We start from the raw sequence: 17,159 nt of genomic DNA, 5'->3' as shown, positions 1-17,159 counted from the left end.
GCTGTGCGTCGGCCCAGGGGCCTCAGACTTAGAATTGCCGTTTACGCGGCTTTGCGCCGCCGATATTCCAGATATTCAAATACCGAACAACGCGACAGGCCGGTGCCTGGGCCGCGAACGTACTTTAGTCATGCTGACCTTCCAACAAATCATTCTGAAACTGCAGTCCTACTGGGCCGATCAGGGCTGCGCGCTGCTCCAGCCCTACGATATGGAAGTGGGCGCCGGTACCTCGCACACCGCCACCTTTTTGCGTGCCATCGGCCCCGAGCCCTGGAAGGCCGCCTACGTGCAGCCCAGCCGCCGCCCCAAGGACGGCCGCTACGGCGAGAACCCCAACCGCCTGCAGCATTACTACCAGTTCCAGGTGGTCCTCAAGCCAGCGCCTGACAACATCCTGGAGCTGTACCTGGGCTCGCTCGAGGCCCTGGGCTTCGACCTCAAGAAGAACGACATCCGCTTCGTGGAAGACGACTGGGAGAACCCCACGCTGGGCGCCTGGGGCCTGGGCTGGGAAGTCTGGCTCAACGGCATGGAAGTGACCCAGTTCACCTACTTCCAGCAGGTCGCCGGCATCGACTGCAAGCCCGCCACCGGCGAGATCACTTACGGCCTGGAGCGTCTGGCCATGTACCTGCAGGGCGTGGACAACGTCTACAACCTGACCTGGACCGACGGCCTCTCCTACGGCGACGTCTACCACCAGAACGAGGTGGAGCAGTCCACCTACAACTTCGAGCACTCCAACGCCGACTTCCTGTTCAGCGCCTTCGGCGCCCACGAGGAAACGGCCAACAAGCTCATCGCCGCCGAGCTGGCGCTGCCTGCCTATGAGCAGGTGCTCAAGGCCGCCCACACCTTCAACCTGCTGGATGCACGCGGCGCCATCTCGGTGACCGAGCGCGCCGCCTACATCGCCCGCATCCGCAACCTGGCCCGTGCCGTGGGCAAGAGCTACCTGGACAGCCGCGCGCGCCTGGGCTTCCCCATGGCCTCCAGGGCGCATGCCGACGAAGTGCTGGCCGAACTGGCCAAGGCCGCCGAGCAGCAGGGCAAGAAGGCCGCCTGAAATCCGCCAAACAACCGATCTACAGTCATTTCAGCTGCTGGCCCCGTCACTCAAGCCCTGGCAGCTATCAAAATATCATGAACGCATCGAATCTCCTGGTTGAACTGTTTGTCGAAGAGCTGCCGCCCAAGGCGCTGCAAAAGCTGGGCGACGCCTTTGCCAGCGTGCTGTTTGATCAGCTCAAGGCCCAGGGCCTGCTGGCTTCCAGCGAAGCGCGCCTGACGGCCTATGCCTCGCCGCGCCGCCTGGCCGCCCACATCACCGAAGTGCTGCCGCAGGGTCAGGACAAGGCCGTTTCGCAAAAACTCATGCCCGTTTCCGTGGGCCTGGACGCCGAGGGCAAGCCCACGCCCGCGCTGCTCAAGAAGCTGGCTGCCATCGGCGCCGACGAATCGGCCGTGGCCCAGCTCAAGCGCCAGGGCGAGGGCAAGGCCGAAGCCCTGTTCTATGAATCCACTGTCAAGGGCGTGCAACTGACCGACGGCGTGCAGAAGGCGCTGGACGAAGCCATTGCCAGGCTGCCCATTCCCAAGGTCATGCGCTACCAGCTGGCCGACGGCTGGACCAGCGTCAACTTCGTGCGCCCCGCACACGGCCTCGTGGTGCTGCACGGCACCCAGGTGCTGATCGGAGTCAAGGCCTTGGGCCTGACGGCCGGCCCCGCCACGCACGGCCATCGCTTCGAGGCGGCCGTTGATCCCGTGGTCATCCATGATGCGGACAGCTATGCCGAACAGCTGCGCGAGGAGGGTGCCGTGATCGCCAGCTTTACCGAGCGCCGTGCCGAGATCGCGCGCCAGTTGCAGGCCGCGGCCGAACGCGTGGGTGGTGGCGTTCGTGCCATCGAGGACGAAGCGCTGCTGGACGAGGTGACGGCCCTGGTCGAGCGCCCCAACGTGCTGGTCTGCGAATTTGAGAAGGAGTTCCTGGACGTGCCGCAGGAATGCCTGATCCTGACCATGAAGGCCAACCAGAAGTACTTCCCGCTGCTGGACGCCAACGGCAAGCTCACCAACCGGTTCCTGGTGGTCAGCAACATCCAGCCGCAGGACGCCTCGGCCGTGGTTGGCGGCAACGAGCGCGTGGTGCGCCCGCGCCTGGCCGACGCCAAGTTCTTCTTCGACCAGGACCGCAAGAAGACCCTGGCCAGCCGCGTGGAGCTGCTGGACAAGGTGGTCTACCACAACAAGCTCGGCACCCAGGGTGAGCGCGTGCAGCGTGTGCGAGCCATTGCCAAGACGATTGCCCAGCAGCTGGGCAATCCGGAGCTGGGCCGTCTGGCCGATCAGGCCGCCATGCTGGCCAAGACCGACCTCGTGACCGACATGGTGGGCGAGTTCCCCGAGCTGCAAGGCATCATGGGCCGCTATTACGCCCAGAACGACCAGCTCGCCACGGCCGTGGCCGACGCCATCGAAGACCACTACAAGCCCCGCTTTGCCGGCGACGAACTGCCGCGCGGCGACGTGGGCGTGATCGTGGCCCTGGCCGACAAGCTCGAAACCCTGGTCGGCATGTTCGGCATCGGCAACCTGCCCACCGGCGACCGCGACCCCTTCGCGCTGCGCCGCCATGCGCTGGGCGTGATCCGCATGCTGGTCGAAAAAGATTTGCCGCTGGACCTGGAAACCCTGCTGGTCAGCACGCTGCCGGCATTTGGCGACAAGATCCAGGACGCCACGCCGCAGCTGGTCGAATTCATCTACGACCGCCTGGCCAACATGTTCCGCGAGCAAGGCTACAGCGCCCAGGAAGTGGAGGCTGTGCTGGCCCTGCAGCCCCAGCGCCTGTCCGACGTGCAAAAACGCCTGGAAGCCGTGCGCGCCTTCGCCGCGCTACCCGAGGCACCGGCCCTGGCCGCGGCCAACAAGCGCGTGGGCAATATCCTCAAGAAGGCCGAAGCCGCCGTGAGCGCGCAGGTCAACGAAGCGCTGCTGGCCGAGCAGGCCGAAAAAGACCTCTATACCGCCTTGCAGGCCGTGGCGCCCAAGGCGCAGCAACAATTTGCAGCAGGTGATTACACCGCCAGCCTGCAAACCCTGGCAGCATTGCGCGCCCCGGTCGATGCTTTCTTCGAGCATGTGATGGTCAATGCCGAAGATCCTGCGCTCAAGGCCAACCGCCTGGGCTTGCTGGCCACGTTGCATGAGGCCATGAACCGGGTCGCGGATTTGGCGAAGCTGGCTGTTTGATATTGGCACTGGCATGTGCAGTACGCCTGCACATGCCCTCTTTTTGTTTTTAAAGAAAAATGTGCAACGAAGGCTTTTGCGGCAAACGGCATAATTCAGTGGTGTAAATGGATTTTTACTATTTTCTAAAGAATTAGAAAAATCACTGATCAATGTGGAATAGTTTTAACTCATGATTGCATGATTACCATTTTTTTTTTAGGATTTGTCCTTTCCTCTTCATGCATGGCATGGCTTATATGGCATGCCAGAACACACGTACATCGCTATGGTAGCGATATGCCACAGCGCTTTCATAAAGGACATGTACCTAGACTCGGAGGGGTAGGTATGTTGGCTTCCTTACTGGTTTGCTGTTTAGTACTGTCAGCAATGGGAAGTCATTTAAATATATCGGCTCGTTATAGGGAGGTTTTTTTACCCTTGGTACTTTTATCTCCGGCAATTCTATGTGGGATTCTTGAAGATTTAACTCAGCGCATATCTGTACGTATTCGGCTGACAGTTACGCTGCTTTGTGCTTTAGCTGTTTGTTATGCGGCTGACCTGCGTATTGTTCGCTTGGACTTACCTTTTTTGGACGCAGGGTTGGCCGCATTCCCCGTGATTGGTATGGGGATTGCTGTTCTGGCGATTGGCGGATTGCCTCACGCTTTCAATATCATTGACGGATACAACGGGCTGGCTGGCATGGTTGCTGTGCTCATCAGTCTCGCTTTGGTGCACGTTGCGTTGCAATTGGGAGATAGGCAACTGGCAGCAGTTATGGTTGTACTGGTTGGCGTGACCGCTGGATTCCTTGTCTGGAATTACCCTCATGGAAAAATATTTGCCGGAGATGGCGGCGCTTATCTGTGGGGTTTGGTCATAGCATATGGGTGCGTGGCTCTAGTTGCACACCATCCATCGGTATCTCCGTGGTTTCCTATGCTGTTGCTGTGTTACCCGGTATCTGAAACTTTATTTTCCATCTACCGAAAAAAGGTTCGTGGACAATCTCCTGGAATGGCCGATGCTTTGCATTTGCATCAATTGATATATCGGCGTTTGGTGAGAGTGGTTCTTGATAGTGAAAATGAAGCCGAGGAAATGCTAATACGCAATAACCGAACTTCGCCCTATCTTTGGGGAGTTACTTTGTTGACCGTGGTGCCTGCCATTTTATTTTGGCGTACCAGCTGGCTGCTAATGTTGTGTTGCTTGATGTTTGTTTTGCTATATATAGTGGCTTATTTGGCTATCGTTCGTTTCAAACTTCCAAGTTGGAGAGATTAATTGATAAAGGGGCAAGATTGCCCCTTTGCAATTGAGATTATTTTAAATTCTCTGTAGAAATTGAACGATACGTTCGCAGGCTTTTCCATCTCCATAGGGATTGTGTGCTACAGCCATGGAATGATGCAGTACATCATCGGTTAGCAAGCTATGAACGTTCTCAAATATTGTATTTACCTCTGTACCAACCAACCTTACTGTACCGGCTTGTACGGCTTCAGGGCGCTCGGTAGTATCGCGCATTACCAAAACCGGTTTCCCTAACGACGGAGCTTCTTCTTGAATTCCGCCGGAATCCGTCAAGATAATATGACTGCGTCCCATTAAGTAAACAAATGGTAGATAGTCTTGAGGTTCGATAAGATGAATATTATTTTGCTTGCTGAGCAAACGATTGACTGGTTCGCGTACTTGTGGATTTAAATGGACAGGGTAGACAAAATCTACGTCGGGATGCTTTTGGGAAAGTAGTGAAATTGCTTCGCAAATGCGTTCGAAGCCACCGCCGAAATTCTCTCTTCGGTGTCCCGTAATCAATACCATGCGTGATTCGGGCCTTAAGAAGCCAAAATTATGCTGCTGCTTTTGCTGTAAGGAACTATTTTCTTGTAGTTTTTTTTCGGTCATCAAAAGAGCATCGATCACTGTATTGCCAGTCACCACAATCCGGGTATCGGGTACTCCTTCCTGCAACAGATTTTCTCGGGTCTGCTGGGTGGGGGCAAAGTGCCAGTGTGCAAGCTTTCCAGTGAGGCAGCGATTGGCTTCTTCGGGCCAAGGTGAATAAAGATCTCCAGTTCGTAAACCGGCCTCCACATGTCCTACTGGAATTTTCACATAAAAGGCGGATAGCGTGGCTGCGAATGTGGTTGCCGTGTCCCCGTGCACCAGAACCAGATCAGGGCGGAAATCCTCCAATACAGATTGCATGCCAAGCAATATTTGACTTGTCACCATGGTGAGTGTTTGTCGTGGCTGCATCACCTGCAAGTCGTATTCTGGAACGATTTCAAACAATTCCAATACCTGATCGAGCATTTGCCTGTGCTGCCCTGTCACGCAGGTACGTGCTTGTATGCCCTGTGCTGAAGCTAAAGCCTTGACTAGCGGAGCCATCTTGATAGCTTCGGGGCGCGTGCCAAAAACACACAAAACTTTCATTAAAGAATCCTTAAGAAATAGGGCTGGCTGCCATGCATTTTTATAAGAAAATATTCTTATAGGTGCAAATACAGTCAGGGATAAGTTTTTGCCAAGTCTTTTTGAAACTTCATGCCATGTCGTAAGCAATGAATTTTTCGATACCAATTTGCATTGGCAGTTCTGGTATATGTCTTTTATTCGCGATAACGATGTGGTTGCCAAGGGCCCCATTTGGATTCGTAATAAGCTTTGTTGCGTTCGAACAAAGCACGTCGTTCGCTGCTGTCCACTTTATCGAAACTGGCAGAAAGCCGATGATGCACAAGGACATCATCGGCGCAGGCGAGATGTAAACCTTGTTGTTCAATGCGACGGCAATAATCATCGTCTTCGAAAAATCCTCGCCCAAATGTTTCGTCCATAGGGCCAACGCGCTCATATACAGCACGGGGCATCATTACGCAAAAGAAAGCCAGCGTTCGCATTGGGTAAAGTTGCCCCATGTGCGCCAGCGTCCATACTCTTGAGGCGGCAGGCATTTGTGCCAGCATTTCATAATGCACAGGTACCTTGGACTCGTTGCCGATATGATTTGTCGCAGGGCCCAGCATTCCCAGCAACGGATCGGACTGAAAATGGCGCAATAGAGTCAGCAACCAACCACGTGTTACGACAGTATCGTTGTTTAGCATCACGAGGTAGTCGCCTGTAGCAGCTGCCAAGCCAGTATTGTTGCCGGCCGAGAACCCCAGATTGCTTTCGTTGAGAACCAGCTTCAGGCGAGGCTCTCGAGCTGCCCATTCCTGCAAACGTTCTACAGTTTCATCGCTGGATGCATTGTCTGCCACTACAACTTCCAAAGAACCTGGATAATCGGTCCGCGTGAAGAGGCTATTGAGGCAGGCTTCGGTGTAAGCCCAGTTGTTATACGTCAGGACCACCACGCTGATTGAAGGCAGTTGCAGTGTTTGCACGACTTCGCGCAGTCGTTGTGCCCGTTCAGCCCAAGTTTGGCTTTGGGCGAAGGCCTTGCGGCGCGCTCGCATCGTCTGATTTGCTGGTGCATGCAATGCCAGTTCCACAGATGCAATGAAGTCTTCATGCGTATCAGCCTTGTACACCAGCTCACCAAACTGGGTGATTTCAGGCAGATTCGTGCATACCACTTCAGAGCCTGCGCATAGGTACTCGTACACCTTTACAGGATTGGTGGCAAGAGTCAAAGGAATGCGCTGGAATGGCAGCAGGCATACGTCGAAACTATGTAGATACTGTGGCAATTCTGCGTAAGGCTTCTCTCCGACCAAGCGGACATTTTGCAGGTGCGCCAAGGCTCGCCCAGCTTGCACTGTATCGTTGCCGACAAGAACAATTTCGCAATCATCGAAGCGCTGTGCCAGCTTTTGCACTAACTCTACATCGAACCATTCAGCAATAGCTCCAAAATAGCCGATGACCTTGCGCCGTGCCTGTGGTTGGTGTTCCAACTTTGGTGATGCATGGAAATGTTGGTAATCGCAGCCATTACGCACAATGATCGCGTCTTGTCGCCCCTGGGAAGCCGCCCAGTCGTGCAGCCACTGTGATGTTACAGTGACGATGTCAGCACGGTCCATATAGGCATGTTCCTGTTCGACCAAAGCTGGGGGCATGCCGCCAAAGCCTTCATGGTGATCCATGCAGTCGTAGATCTGCAGAGAGTTGGGCATCGCCAGCGCCAGAGGGGCCCAGTATGGATGCTGCACGATCGCTACGGATGCCTGTATACCCCATTGAGCCCACAGATGTGCCATTGACAGACGCAGCTGTGCTGCCTGCACTGTGTCTGCCGGCTCAAAGTAGATCTGCGGTGCACCTTGAAGGTGCAACTGCACAGCGTATAGCGGCAGATCAGGGTCAAGCTGCCGCACCATGCAGCCTGGTTGGCTGTTTGCTACGAAGGTAGGCTCAATGTAAAAGACCGTATCACCGGCCTGTGCCAGTTCGCGAGCCAAGTGTTGTGGCCGCTGGATGCGGAAGTCCCAGCCAATAATTCCGAAGATAATCCAGTCTCTTCGGCCGGCTGCCGTGAATCGCCCGGGTTGCAAGCAAAGCTGTTCCAGCGAGTTCTGTGAGGCTGCGCTTAGCGGACTGCTCATTGCCGCTGGTGTAGCGGCGTTTGCCGAAGATTGCAGTCCAGGCCACGCACGCAACAGTGCCTGACGCAGACGGGCCTTGTGATGAGGTGCAAGCGGTAGCTTGCGCCATAGCGATTGCAGAAAAGCGTAGGTACTCATCCGTCCGATTGTCTCATTGCCGAGCCCAGTGCATCTTGGCCCACAAGGAATTTACACGTCATGACCCAATGGATATATGTTTACCGCCAGTGGCTGCTGCGCGAGCTGCAACTGCGCTTTCGCAGCTCTGCGGTAGGGGCCGGGTGGCTCGTATTGCAACCGTTGGTGCATATACTGCTGTTCACCCTGGTGTTCTATAAATTCTTTCAGATACGTTGGCCTGTGGGTGATGGATCTGCCGGTGAATATGGCTTGCAAGTTTTTATCGGCTTGTCGCTTTATACCTTTGTGGCCGATGTCATCAACCGCAGCCCTGGCAGCATCTGGTCTTACCCGTATCTGGTAACCAAGGTTCGCTTTCCCTTGGCATTGCTGCCCGCAGTCATTGTGGGGGCCTCGGGAGTGCAACTGATTTTGTCATTGTGCATTGCCGGCCTGTTTGCCGCCTGGCGCGACCTGCATCTCCAGGTCTGGGTCTTGCCGCTGGCGCTGCTGCCACTCTGTCTATATGCCCTGGCGCTGTCATGGCTGCTAGGCGCCCTGGGCGTCTACCTGCGCGATATCGGCCACCTGGCTCCGTCGATTAGCAGCCTGCTGCTGTTTCTCACCCCCATCTTTTACCCTGCATCCATGGTACCCAAGGCCATGCAATGGCTGGTGGCGCTCAACCCGCTGGCCTGGACTGCCGAAGCCGCGCGTGGCCTGCTCATGCAGGGTCACATGCTGCACTGGGGTGAATGGGGCATGCACATGCTGGCCGCTGCGGTGCTGTTGATTTTCTCGCGGTGGTTCTTTGCCCGTGTACAGCCGGGGTTTGCCGATGTCCTCTAATCCTATCCTACGCTTTGCCGAAGCCGGCAAAACCTATCCGCCCCAGCGCACCCCTTTGCGCCAGCTCTGGAGCCATCTGCGTGGCCATGGTCGCGACAGCATGGGCGGTTACACCGCCCTGCAAAATCTCAGCTTCGAGGTCTATCCTGGGCAGTCGCTAGGCATTGTCGGGCTTAACGGCGCTGGCAAGTCCACACTGCTGCAGCTTGCGGCGGGCACCCTAACTCCCAGCCATGGACAGGTTCACTCCAGTGGTCGTGTTGCCGCCTTGCTGGAGCTGGGCTCGGGCTTCAACCCGGAGGCGACTGGGCGCGAGAACATCTACCTCTATGCCGCTACGATGGGCTTGAGCCGTGAGCAAGTGGAGCAGCGCCTGGACTCCATCATTGAATTCAGCGGCCTGCACGACGCGCTGGACATGCCTGTGAAAACCTACTCAAGCGGCATGCAAGTGCGACTCGCCTTCTCGGTAGCGACCAGCGTGGACCCCGACATACTCATTGTCGACGAGGCTCTTTCGGTGGGCGATGGCGTCTTTGCCAAGCGCTCTTTTGATCGGGTCATGCAACTGCGCGAGAAAGGTACAGCCTTGCTGCTGTGTTCACATGCGCTATTCCATGTGGATCTGTTTTGTGAGCGCACGCTATGGCTGGATAGAGGCAATATTTGCGCTTTCGGGCCCACGACAGAAATTGTGCCGCGTTATCAGGAATTTCTGGATTCTCTCAACCAGGTGCCGGGGCCGGCAAGTCCGCAGGCGCAGACCGAGGCACACCCCGAAGTTGCAGAAGGCCTGCTCAGCGCAGCCCGACCGGAACTTGTCCGTTTGCTGCGCGCAGAAGTCTCGTTGGATGGCGTTGCCGGCAAGGAGCTGTATGGTCATAGCGGGCAAAGCCATCTGGCGGTCGACATCCACCTTCAGGTCAGCGAACAGGAGCCACACCCATGCGCGGCCGTGGTCATCTCCTCCGACAGCGGAAAGATCATTGGATCTTCCTTCTCAGAGAGCGGAACCATCGAGGCCTACAACGAGCAGGGACATGCCCATGTCCGCTTTGACTTGCCGAACATCCCCCTGAACAAGGGGCGCTACCGCGTGGGCGTCTATCTGCTATGCAAGAATATGCGCTATGTCTATGAATGGGTAGACCCTTTTGCCCATATCGAACTCAAGGCATCGGGTAGTCATCAAGGGGCATGGCTTATGCCTGGAGACTGGAGCGGTCAGGCATCGGATACCATGGACGCCTGAAAAGCTGCTGCGAGCCAACCGCAATCCCGGGCCCCCGACTCGAACCTGGCCGACCAGGTCGCACTCTGCAGATTGGCGGGGGCCAGCGGCAGACCTTGAGCATGTCGCTCGGCCAGTTTTCCATGCCAATGGCGCAAGCGCTTTTCCAGGCCCTCCAGCTCCGTGGTTTCCAATGGCCATACGCCTTCATCATCGGTCGCATGATGAGGCATCTCGCCAAACATCGTGCTCAGAACGGGCAGGCCGCAGGCTCGGTATTCGTAATATTTGACTGGATCGACCGACTCCGTCAGCTGGTTGTGCAGAAAAGGAATCAGCCCTGCATGCCAGCGGCTCATCAGCGTGAAAACCTGAGAGTGCGGAACCGCCCCCCGCAGTTGTACATTGGGAGGCAGGGCCTGAGGCATGGCGCCTTCCAGCGGCCCATAGATATGGAACTGTGCTTGCGGCAGCGCATTGGCCAGGTGGCGCAGCGCTTGCCAGTCGAACCAGGCGGCAAGCGTGCCCACATACCCCAGCACCAATGGAGCTTGGGCGTGGGCCGCAGTGCCCATGCCCAGGTTGCGCTCGAAAACAGCCTCCGATGGCAGAATCGTGCCATTGCGCACAAGCGTTGCAGGAGCCCGAGTCAGCCCCTGCAGTGATTGCACAATCCTCTCGGAAGACCCCCAGACCGCCTCGGCCTGTATCAGCAGGCATTGATGCGCATGCTCCATCCAGCGCTGCGAAATTCCGTGGCTGAACTGCGCCATATCGTCCATGACGTCATAGAGCACTCGGTGTCCGTTTTGTGCTTTGCACAAGGCCAGTGCCATTCCGCTGGGGCGGCCTACAACCAGCCAGGTGTCCGGGTCGTTCAGCAGAACCTGCAATTGTTGGCGCACGGAGCGCTGCAGTCGGCCAATCAAGGCCGCGCCACAAGGCAGAGGCTCAAGAGGCAGGCTGGGCGTCTGCAGCACCTGCAGCCAGGGCGCAGCTCGCCAGTCTGGGCCCAGGTTTGAGCGCTGAGTATGTGCATGCGACAGCACACGGCGAATATCAGAAAGGCGCGGTAGGCGCACGGGGTAAGGCTCAATCCAGTACACCGTGCAATTCAGGCGTGAGTGAGCCCACTCCACGAAATGGTGTGGCCGTTGCGACGGACTATTCAATGGAACAGGTGATAGATAGATAAGACGTTTCAACGCAATACAACTCCAGGACACCGAACCAGGGAACGAAATCCATAGTCGTCTCCCATGGATCTTACAATTCAGCATGCTCGACAGATACGCCAAAGATACGCCCGATTACGCTCTGGGGAGGCTGAACCTGCAGGCTGGGCAGAATATGCTATGCCTTGCTCCCCACCCCGACGACGAAGTGCTGGGCTGTGCCGGCCTGCTGTTGAAAGCCCAGAGCGAAGGACTACATGTAGAGTCGGTGATTGTCACCGCAGGTCAGGCGGGCGTGGAACTGGGCGAAGGGATGATGAATCCGCGCTTGGCGGAATCTCGCGCCGCAGCGCAAGTGCTGGGCTTGCCAGAACCCCGATGCTGGCAGTTGCCGGATCGCCAGCTGCGCTACGCCCTGCCTCTGATCGAACGCATTGCCCAAACCCTGCAGCAGCAATCCGTGCACTGGCTGCTGCTGCCGGCATTGACCGAGCCCCATCCCGACCATCAGGTCCTGGCCTTGGCTGGCATGGCCGCTGCTCGCGGCCTGGCCAGCCCCGTAGAAATTCTGTTCTACGAAGTCGGTGCGCCCAGCCAGCCCAACGTTTTGGTCGATATTTCCGAGCAAGCCGAGCGCAAGTGGCAGGCTCTGGCCTGCTTCGCCTCCCAGGAAGAACGCCATAGCTATCTGCGCCTGGCGCAAAACATGGCGCAACTGCGTGCTTTCGGTCAAGCCGACATGCAGGCTGCCGAAGCCTTTTGGCATCTGCCTTCCCAAGCCCTGCACCAGGCTAGCGTCATGGCTGAGCTGGCCTACTGGCCTTTGCAGCGCAACCGACTGGGGTTGGCCAGCGAGCCGGCCCAGCAGCCTCTGGTCAGCGTACTGATCCGTAGCATGAACCGCCCAAGCCTGTTCCAGGCGGTGGTCAGCATCGCGCAGCAAACCTACGCCAATATCGAGGTATTGGTCATCAATGCGAGCGGCGGGGATCATCCCATACCACCCTATCCGGCGCAGCGAATGGGCCTGCGCGTCATAGACCCCGGCCTCGGCGCTGACGGGGGACTGCAGCCTCTGGGCCGCTCGGCGGCTGCCAATCTGGGACTGCAATCGGTGCAAGGGGACTTCGCCCTGTTCCTGGATGACGACGACCTGCTGGAACCCGGCCATATCGACCGCCTGGTCAACGCCCTGCAATCCGACGGACAGGCTGTGGCCTCTTACACCGGCGTGCGTGTGGAAGGTGTGGACGGCCAGTGGCTGCGCGACTATGACCTCCCCTGGGATGCAAGGCGATTGCGCGGCATCAACTACCTGCCCATCCATGCAGTATTGTTCCGTCTGCGTGCGGTGGCCCAAACGCGGGCTCGATTCGATGAAGATCTGCCTGTGCTTGAGGATTGGGACTTCTGGTGCCAGCTCAGCCAGCAAGGACGCTTTGTACATGTCCCGGGTGTCAGTGCCATCTATCGTCAGGGCCTAGGTGATTCTCATCTGAGTGATCCCCAGCATGCTAACCACTGGGCACGCTGGCATCTGCGCATACTGAAGCAGCATGCGCTCAGGTGGGGCTCGGATCAGCAAAGTGAAGTATTGGCTTGGCATGCGCTGGCACTTAATCAAACCGAGCTGGCGCACGAACAGACATGCCGTGACCGAGCACAACTCAATGCGCAATTGAGTCAAGCGCAGTTGCAACTGCAGGAGACGCAGCAACGTTTGCAGCAAACCGAGCTGCAGTGCCTGCACATCCAGGCTGAATGGAATTTGGCCCAACGTAGCTTGGAGCTATTGCAGCAATCTCGTCCTGTACGCTTGGCCAGAGCACTGCGTCGCATGTTGGGCTTGCATCGCTAGATATTTCATTAAGACTATGATTGATCCCGACCTGCAGTTCGCTGTCGACCTCCGTGATTACAACAATGCGGTCGAACTCGATGGCATCAGATATCGCAGGCTCGATCCACGCACCGATGTCCCGGCGGTGTGCGAGCTTTTCGAGACAGTTTTCCATCAATCCATGGCACCCTCGTACTGGCAGTGGAAATACCTGCAAGGACCCGGTGCCTGCAGCTTTGGCGTAGTGGTGGAGCACATGGAAACGGAGCGCATGATCGGGCATATGGGCGTGCTGGTGCTGCCGGGTATGCGTGATGGTAAGGCGCTGCGTATGGGGCAGGTATGCGATGTCATGCTTCACCCGGAATATCGAGCAGGTATAGGGCCTCATAGTACATATTTACGAATGAATTATGCATTGAGGCAGTTGGCACATAGTCCATGTACGCAGCCGCCGCTGTATATGTATGGATTCCCTGGGGTACGACCAGCTAATTTGGGAGAGCGTATTGGAGTATATCGACGCTTACTGGTATGCAATGAATACCGGACTGTATCGGTGCAATCTGATGGTTTTTTGATAAAAAATTTCTTGCGTCATCTCAATCCTTGGAAACTGCATATGCAGCACATACAAGAAGCGGATTTTTTGCAAATGGATTCAGCATTGGCTGACGTTTGGCAACGGTATGATAAAAGTAATTCTCTAGTGCCGAAAATTATTAAAAATGCAGCCTACATTCGCTGGCGTTATTGGATGCATCCTCATCAAAATTTGGATGATAATCAATCCCTTTATACTCTTTGGGGGCTTAGAAAGGGGAGTAAGCTCGTGGGATGGTTGGTGACGCGTATGCAGCCACAACCTACGGTTGTGGATAGCTGTCTGTCATCTGAACAAATTAATGAGGCTTTACAGTTGCTGCCAATCTCCAGCCCGGAGTCGAAAAAAGGCTGGATTAGTTGGCTTGCGCAAAGCCAGGTTCCCGCGGTATCAACCCCCATCCATGCGGTGGAAGTTTTAGGGCAACCTTTTCATATAAACTGGCCATCTCCGGACTTCCAACCAGGTGATACAGACGTTTTTTGAACAACTGTGGTACCCCTCTTGCTGAAGTTTAGCGACCGATTATTCGGGGCACCCAGCATTTATATAGAATAGGTAAAGGAATGGAGGCGGCAACAATGATTCTAAAGCCCCTGTTTAAGAGTGGCTAACACCACTTGATCAGAGGCCTTAGCAAAGCAGTTATGCTCGCTGCCCTCATGGCACGACGACCCGTAAGCAAAGAACTGTGGCGACAGCTATAACCCCTGATCCCAGCCTTCTGCCAAAGACGGTGCGCGCAAGCTCGCAGTCAGCGATGAGGCAGCCCTTAACGGCATCCTGTTTGTGCTGCAAACAGGCATTCCATGGGAAGACCTTCTCCAATCCCTTGGGTACGGCAGCGGCATGACTTGCTGGCTGCGCCTGCGCAACTGGAATGCCGCTGGTGTCTGGGAGCAGTTGCACCAGGTCATGCTGACTCGCTTGCGTGAGCATGACCAGATCGATTGGAGCCGGGCCAGCATTGATGGCTCCTTGGTACCAAGCCCCCCGGGGGCAGGAAACGGGCCCTAACCCCACGGACAGAGGCAAGCTCGGCTCCAAGCGACACATCGTTGTAGATGCCAGAGGCATTCCTCTGGTGATCTTGGTCAGCGGCGCGAACAAGCATGATTCCAAGATGTTCGAAAAGTGCGTGGACGCGATTCCTGCGATTGCAGGTTTGCCAGGTCGTCCCCGTAAAAGACCCGCCAAGATGCACGCCGACAAAGGCTACGACTTCAAGCGATGCCGATCCCACCTGAGGCAGCGGGGCATCATTGGTCGGATTGCCAGACGAGGCATTGAGAGCAATGAGCGGCTGGGCAAGCACCGGTGGGTGGTGGAGCGGACGCACAGCTGGTTTGCAGGCTTTGGCAAGCTGAGAATCCGCTTTGAACGACGGCTGGATATTCACGAAGCACTGCTGAAATTGGCGGCAGCGATCATCTGTGCACGCTTCGTGGACAGGTGGTGTTAGCCACACTAAGAGGGCATGCCTGTTCTCAGATCAAAGGGGTCGCTCCATTTCCGTTGTTTTTGCCATTCATCCCAATGTAGGGCTGCTGTACTCATAAATTGTTATCTGATGTGGATTGAGTCCACTGACGCCTAGCTTGCATGCGATTGCCTAAGCGACGTCCCATTGTCCGTGCGGGTTCTTCCACCAGCATGTGCATCAACCAGCAACTTAATCCAAGTCCCGTGAGGGCCAAGGCTGAACCTGCGAGCATGCCCCAAGCATTGACTAAGGCCTGTGCGGGCTTCAGCCAAGCGATATGTAATAGATAAACAGCATAGCTTAACTTGCCGCTCCAAACGCCGTAGAGCCAAAGCTTGCTGCCGGGAGAAGGAGAAGGGAGGGCTACACTTCCCCAAAGTGCGAGAGCAAAAAATACTGCAGCAATCAATCCCAACTGCCCATTTTTCCAGTAGCTTCCCCCGGATAAGCGCTCCATTTTAATAAATATTGCTGCCAGCACTAACCAGCCAAGCAGGGATGTCAACCAAGATAGCCAAATATATCTGGTTGGGGCTGGTCGTTGGCTGCACTGCCACACGACGATACCGAGTAAAAATTCGATCAATAGCCCAGGGAGATGGTGGAGGAAAATATAGGCTAGGTTTTGAGTGGATCCATCTGCGGGATAGATTAAAATTAACCGTAAAATCAAGGCCAGTATAAATACCCAAGGCCAGCGTACACTACCGTTTTTACCCAGCCACCAAGCTAAAAATGGGATTGCGGCATAAAAAGCCACTTCCGATGGAAGGCTCCAGAATACCGGATTGTAATAAAATACCATTTCCCGCGACTGCATCTGTGCCATCAGTAAATGCTCGGGTAAATACAGCAACGGTTTGCCCGCATGCCAAGCAAGCCATGCATATAAGGCCAAGGCAATAAGATAGGCTGGATAGATCCGGGCAATCCGGCGTATAACATAAGCTTTAAGTGCAGGTGGATGGCCTGCCATCACTACTGGGGCAAACACAAAGCCGCTCAGTACAAAAAAGAGGTCGACTCCTGTAAAGGCAAATGTCATGGGGCCCATGGGCCAGTGAAGCGGCGGCCCCCAGTGCGCCCAAAGCACCATCAAGGCTGCAAGTCCTCGCCAAGCCTCCACAGCCCAAAAAGACGAGCGAGGAATGTCAGCGTTCACTGCCACGGGTTAAATCCTTTAATGTTTCTGGAGAGGTAATACGCCATGTATCTCCATCACGTTGCAGTACTTGATCTGTGAGAAGCTTTTGCAGAACGCGAGTCACAGATTCGCGTGTTGTATTGAGCCGCCATGCTAATTCGGCATGGGTTGGTAACTGCATTTCCATTTGCTGCCTGCCATGATGCAGCAGCCAGGCACATACACGGGCGCTGACCGGATGTATGGCTTGAATCTTTTGCCAGCTCAACAAATCACATACCTGCTGACTGGTGGAGCGGGCGAGTTGCAGAACCAGTTCAGGGAATTGCATCAATTGCAAAGCTCTGTCTTCAGGCATCAAGGCGACCGTTGTGGAAGTGCTTGTGGCGACCCAGGTCAGTGCCAGCGGTTGCTCTGCTAACAAGCCTATATGTCCAAATGTTTCGTAGGGCTGCACACTCAATAGTGCGACCTCCTTGCCGTCCATGGTCATATCCACGGCCTGCATGGAGCCTTGCAAAACTACACCGAACCCTGTAAATGGTAGTTGTATGTCTCCTAGCAATTCACGCTTACGCAAGTGACGCATTTCCATGTGCGCTGCAGCAAACTGCAAGGCGGCAGGGGGCGCTGAGGCAAAAAAACGACAGGGAGCCAGCGCCAGCTGTGAAATCGCCACGCTATATCCTTTTATTGTGCATAGGATCTATAGGCACACATTCATAAGCAGCGGGACTTCTAGAGGCAGCACCTGACGATGTGACGGCGTGTAGCAAGAAATTCTATGTTGGTGAAGCTCAACTACCAAGTTCGGTGAGCGCGTTCTCTCCTGTGTCATAGGGAGTAGGGCGCATGTCGGCACAGTAAGTAACGCAGTGAAGACTGGCATTATAGGG

Annotated in this window: 12 protein-coding genes and 1 pseudogene; 8 read left to right on the top strand and 5 right to left on the bottom strand. The window is 55.7% G+C overall.

The window, feature by feature from the left end; translation table 11 throughout:
- Nucleotides 1–130: 130 nt before the first annotated feature.
- From glyQ to V8Z74_RS06230, 3 genes are all read left to right on the top strand, one after another.
- Nucleotides 131–1,069: a glycine--tRNA ligase subunit alpha gene (gene glyQ / locus V8Z74_RS06240; RefSeq protein ID WP_066475974.1), complete on the top strand. Its 939-nt coding sequence runs from the start codon at nucleotides 131–133 to the stop codon at nucleotides 1,067–1,069.
- Between the two features lie 77 nt (nucleotides 1,070–1,146).
- Nucleotides 1,147–3,261, top strand: coding sequence for a glycine--tRNA ligase subunit beta (gene glyS, locus V8Z74_RS06235; RefSeq protein WP_349708569.1), 2,115 nt, complete (start codon nucleotides 1,147–1,149; stop codon nucleotides 3,259–3,261).
- 180 nt (nucleotides 3,262–3,441) lie between these two features.
- A complete protein-coding gene (locus V8Z74_RS06230) occupies nucleotides 3,442–4,536 on the top strand; it encodes a glycosyltransferase family 4 protein (RefSeq protein WP_349708567.1) in 1,095 nt (364 codons plus the stop codon).
- 42 nt (nucleotides 4,537–4,578) lie between these two features.
- Here V8Z74_RS06230 and wecB read toward each other — a convergent pair whose 3' ends face one another.
- Entirely contained in the window at nucleotides 4,579–5,697 is a 1,119-nt protein-coding gene (gene wecB / locus V8Z74_RS06225) for a non-hydrolyzing UDP-N-acetylglucosamine 2-epimerase (RefSeq protein WP_349708566.1), read from the bottom strand.
- A 176-nt stretch (nucleotides 5,698–5,873) separates the two neighbouring features.
- The gene (locus V8Z74_RS06220; RefSeq protein WP_349708564.1) at nucleotides 5,874–7,955 is read right to left on the bottom strand and encodes a glycosyltransferase; all 2,082 of its coding nucleotides are present in this window, start codon (nucleotides 7,953–7,955) and stop codon (nucleotides 5,874–5,876) included.
- A 60-nt stretch (nucleotides 7,956–8,015) separates the two neighbouring features.
- Here V8Z74_RS06220 and V8Z74_RS06215 point away from each other — a divergent pair, with 60 nt between their 5' ends.
- Both V8Z74_RS06215 and V8Z74_RS06210 read left to right on the top strand, forming a co-directional pair.
- A complete protein-coding gene (locus tag V8Z74_RS06215) occupies nucleotides 8,016–8,786 on the top strand; it encodes an ABC transporter permease (RefSeq protein ID WP_349708562.1) in 771 nt (256 codons plus the stop codon).
- On the top strand, nucleotides 8,776–10,038 hold the full coding sequence (locus tag V8Z74_RS06210; protein WP_349708560.1) for an ABC transporter ATP-binding protein: 1,263 nt from the start codon (nucleotides 8,776–8,778) through the stop codon (nucleotides 10,036–10,038). Before V8Z74_RS06215 ends, V8Z74_RS06210 begins: the two co-directional genes overlap by 11 nt.
- Here V8Z74_RS06210 and V8Z74_RS06205 read toward each other — a convergent pair.
- Entirely contained in the window at nucleotides 10,011–10,922 is a 912-nt protein-coding gene (locus V8Z74_RS06205) for a glycosyltransferase (RefSeq protein WP_349708558.1), read from the bottom strand. The genes V8Z74_RS06210 and V8Z74_RS06205 overlap by 28 nt on opposite strands.
- 373 nt (nucleotides 10,923–11,295) lie before the next feature.
- On the opposite strand from V8Z74_RS06205, the gene V8Z74_RS06200 reads away from it, so the two are divergent.
- From V8Z74_RS06200 to V8Z74_RS06190, 3 genes and pseudogenes are all read left to right on the top strand, one after another.
- Nucleotides 11,296–13,050 (top strand): PIG-L family deacetylase, encoded by a 1,755-nt coding sequence (locus tag V8Z74_RS06200; RefSeq protein ID WP_349708557.1) that lies wholly within the window; start codon nucleotides 11,296–11,298, stop codon nucleotides 13,048–13,050.
- Nucleotides 13,051–13,066: 16 nt separating this feature from the next.
- Nucleotides 13,067–14,122, top strand: coding sequence for a GNAT family N-acetyltransferase (locus V8Z74_RS06195; protein ID WP_349708556.1), 1,056 nt, complete (start codon nucleotides 13,067–13,069; stop codon nucleotides 14,120–14,122).
- 224 nt (nucleotides 14,123–14,346) lie between these two features.
- Nucleotides 14,347–15,098, top strand: a pseudogene (locus tag V8Z74_RS06190) (IS5 family transposase).
- A gap of 91 nt (nucleotides 15,099–15,189) precedes the next feature.
- On the opposite strand, the gene V8Z74_RS06185 reads toward V8Z74_RS06190, so the two are convergent.
- Both V8Z74_RS06185 and V8Z74_RS06180 read right to left on the bottom strand, forming a co-directional pair.
- The gene (locus V8Z74_RS06185; RefSeq protein WP_349708554.1) at nucleotides 15,190–16,287 is read right to left on the bottom strand and encodes an acyltransferase family protein; all 1,098 of its coding nucleotides are present in this window, start codon (nucleotides 16,285–16,287) and stop codon (nucleotides 15,190–15,192) included.
- Nucleotides 16,271–16,942, bottom strand: a complete 672-nt coding sequence (locus tag V8Z74_RS06180; protein ID WP_349708553.1) for a Crp/Fnr family transcriptional regulator — start codon at nucleotides 16,940–16,942, stop codon at nucleotides 16,271–16,273. Before V8Z74_RS06180 ends, V8Z74_RS06185 begins: the two co-directional genes overlap by 17 nt.
- Between the last annotated feature and the right edge of the window lie 217 nt (nucleotides 16,943–17,159).

The organism is Comamonas sp. w2-DMI (assembly GCF_040187735.1).
In the GTDB taxonomy this organism is placed as follows: domain Bacteria; phylum Pseudomonadota; class Gammaproteobacteria; order Burkholderiales; family Burkholderiaceae_C; genus Comamonas; species Comamonas terrae.
The sequence above is the reverse complement of the archived record's forward strand: the minus strand, read 5'-3'. Positions and strand labels throughout refer to the sequence as shown.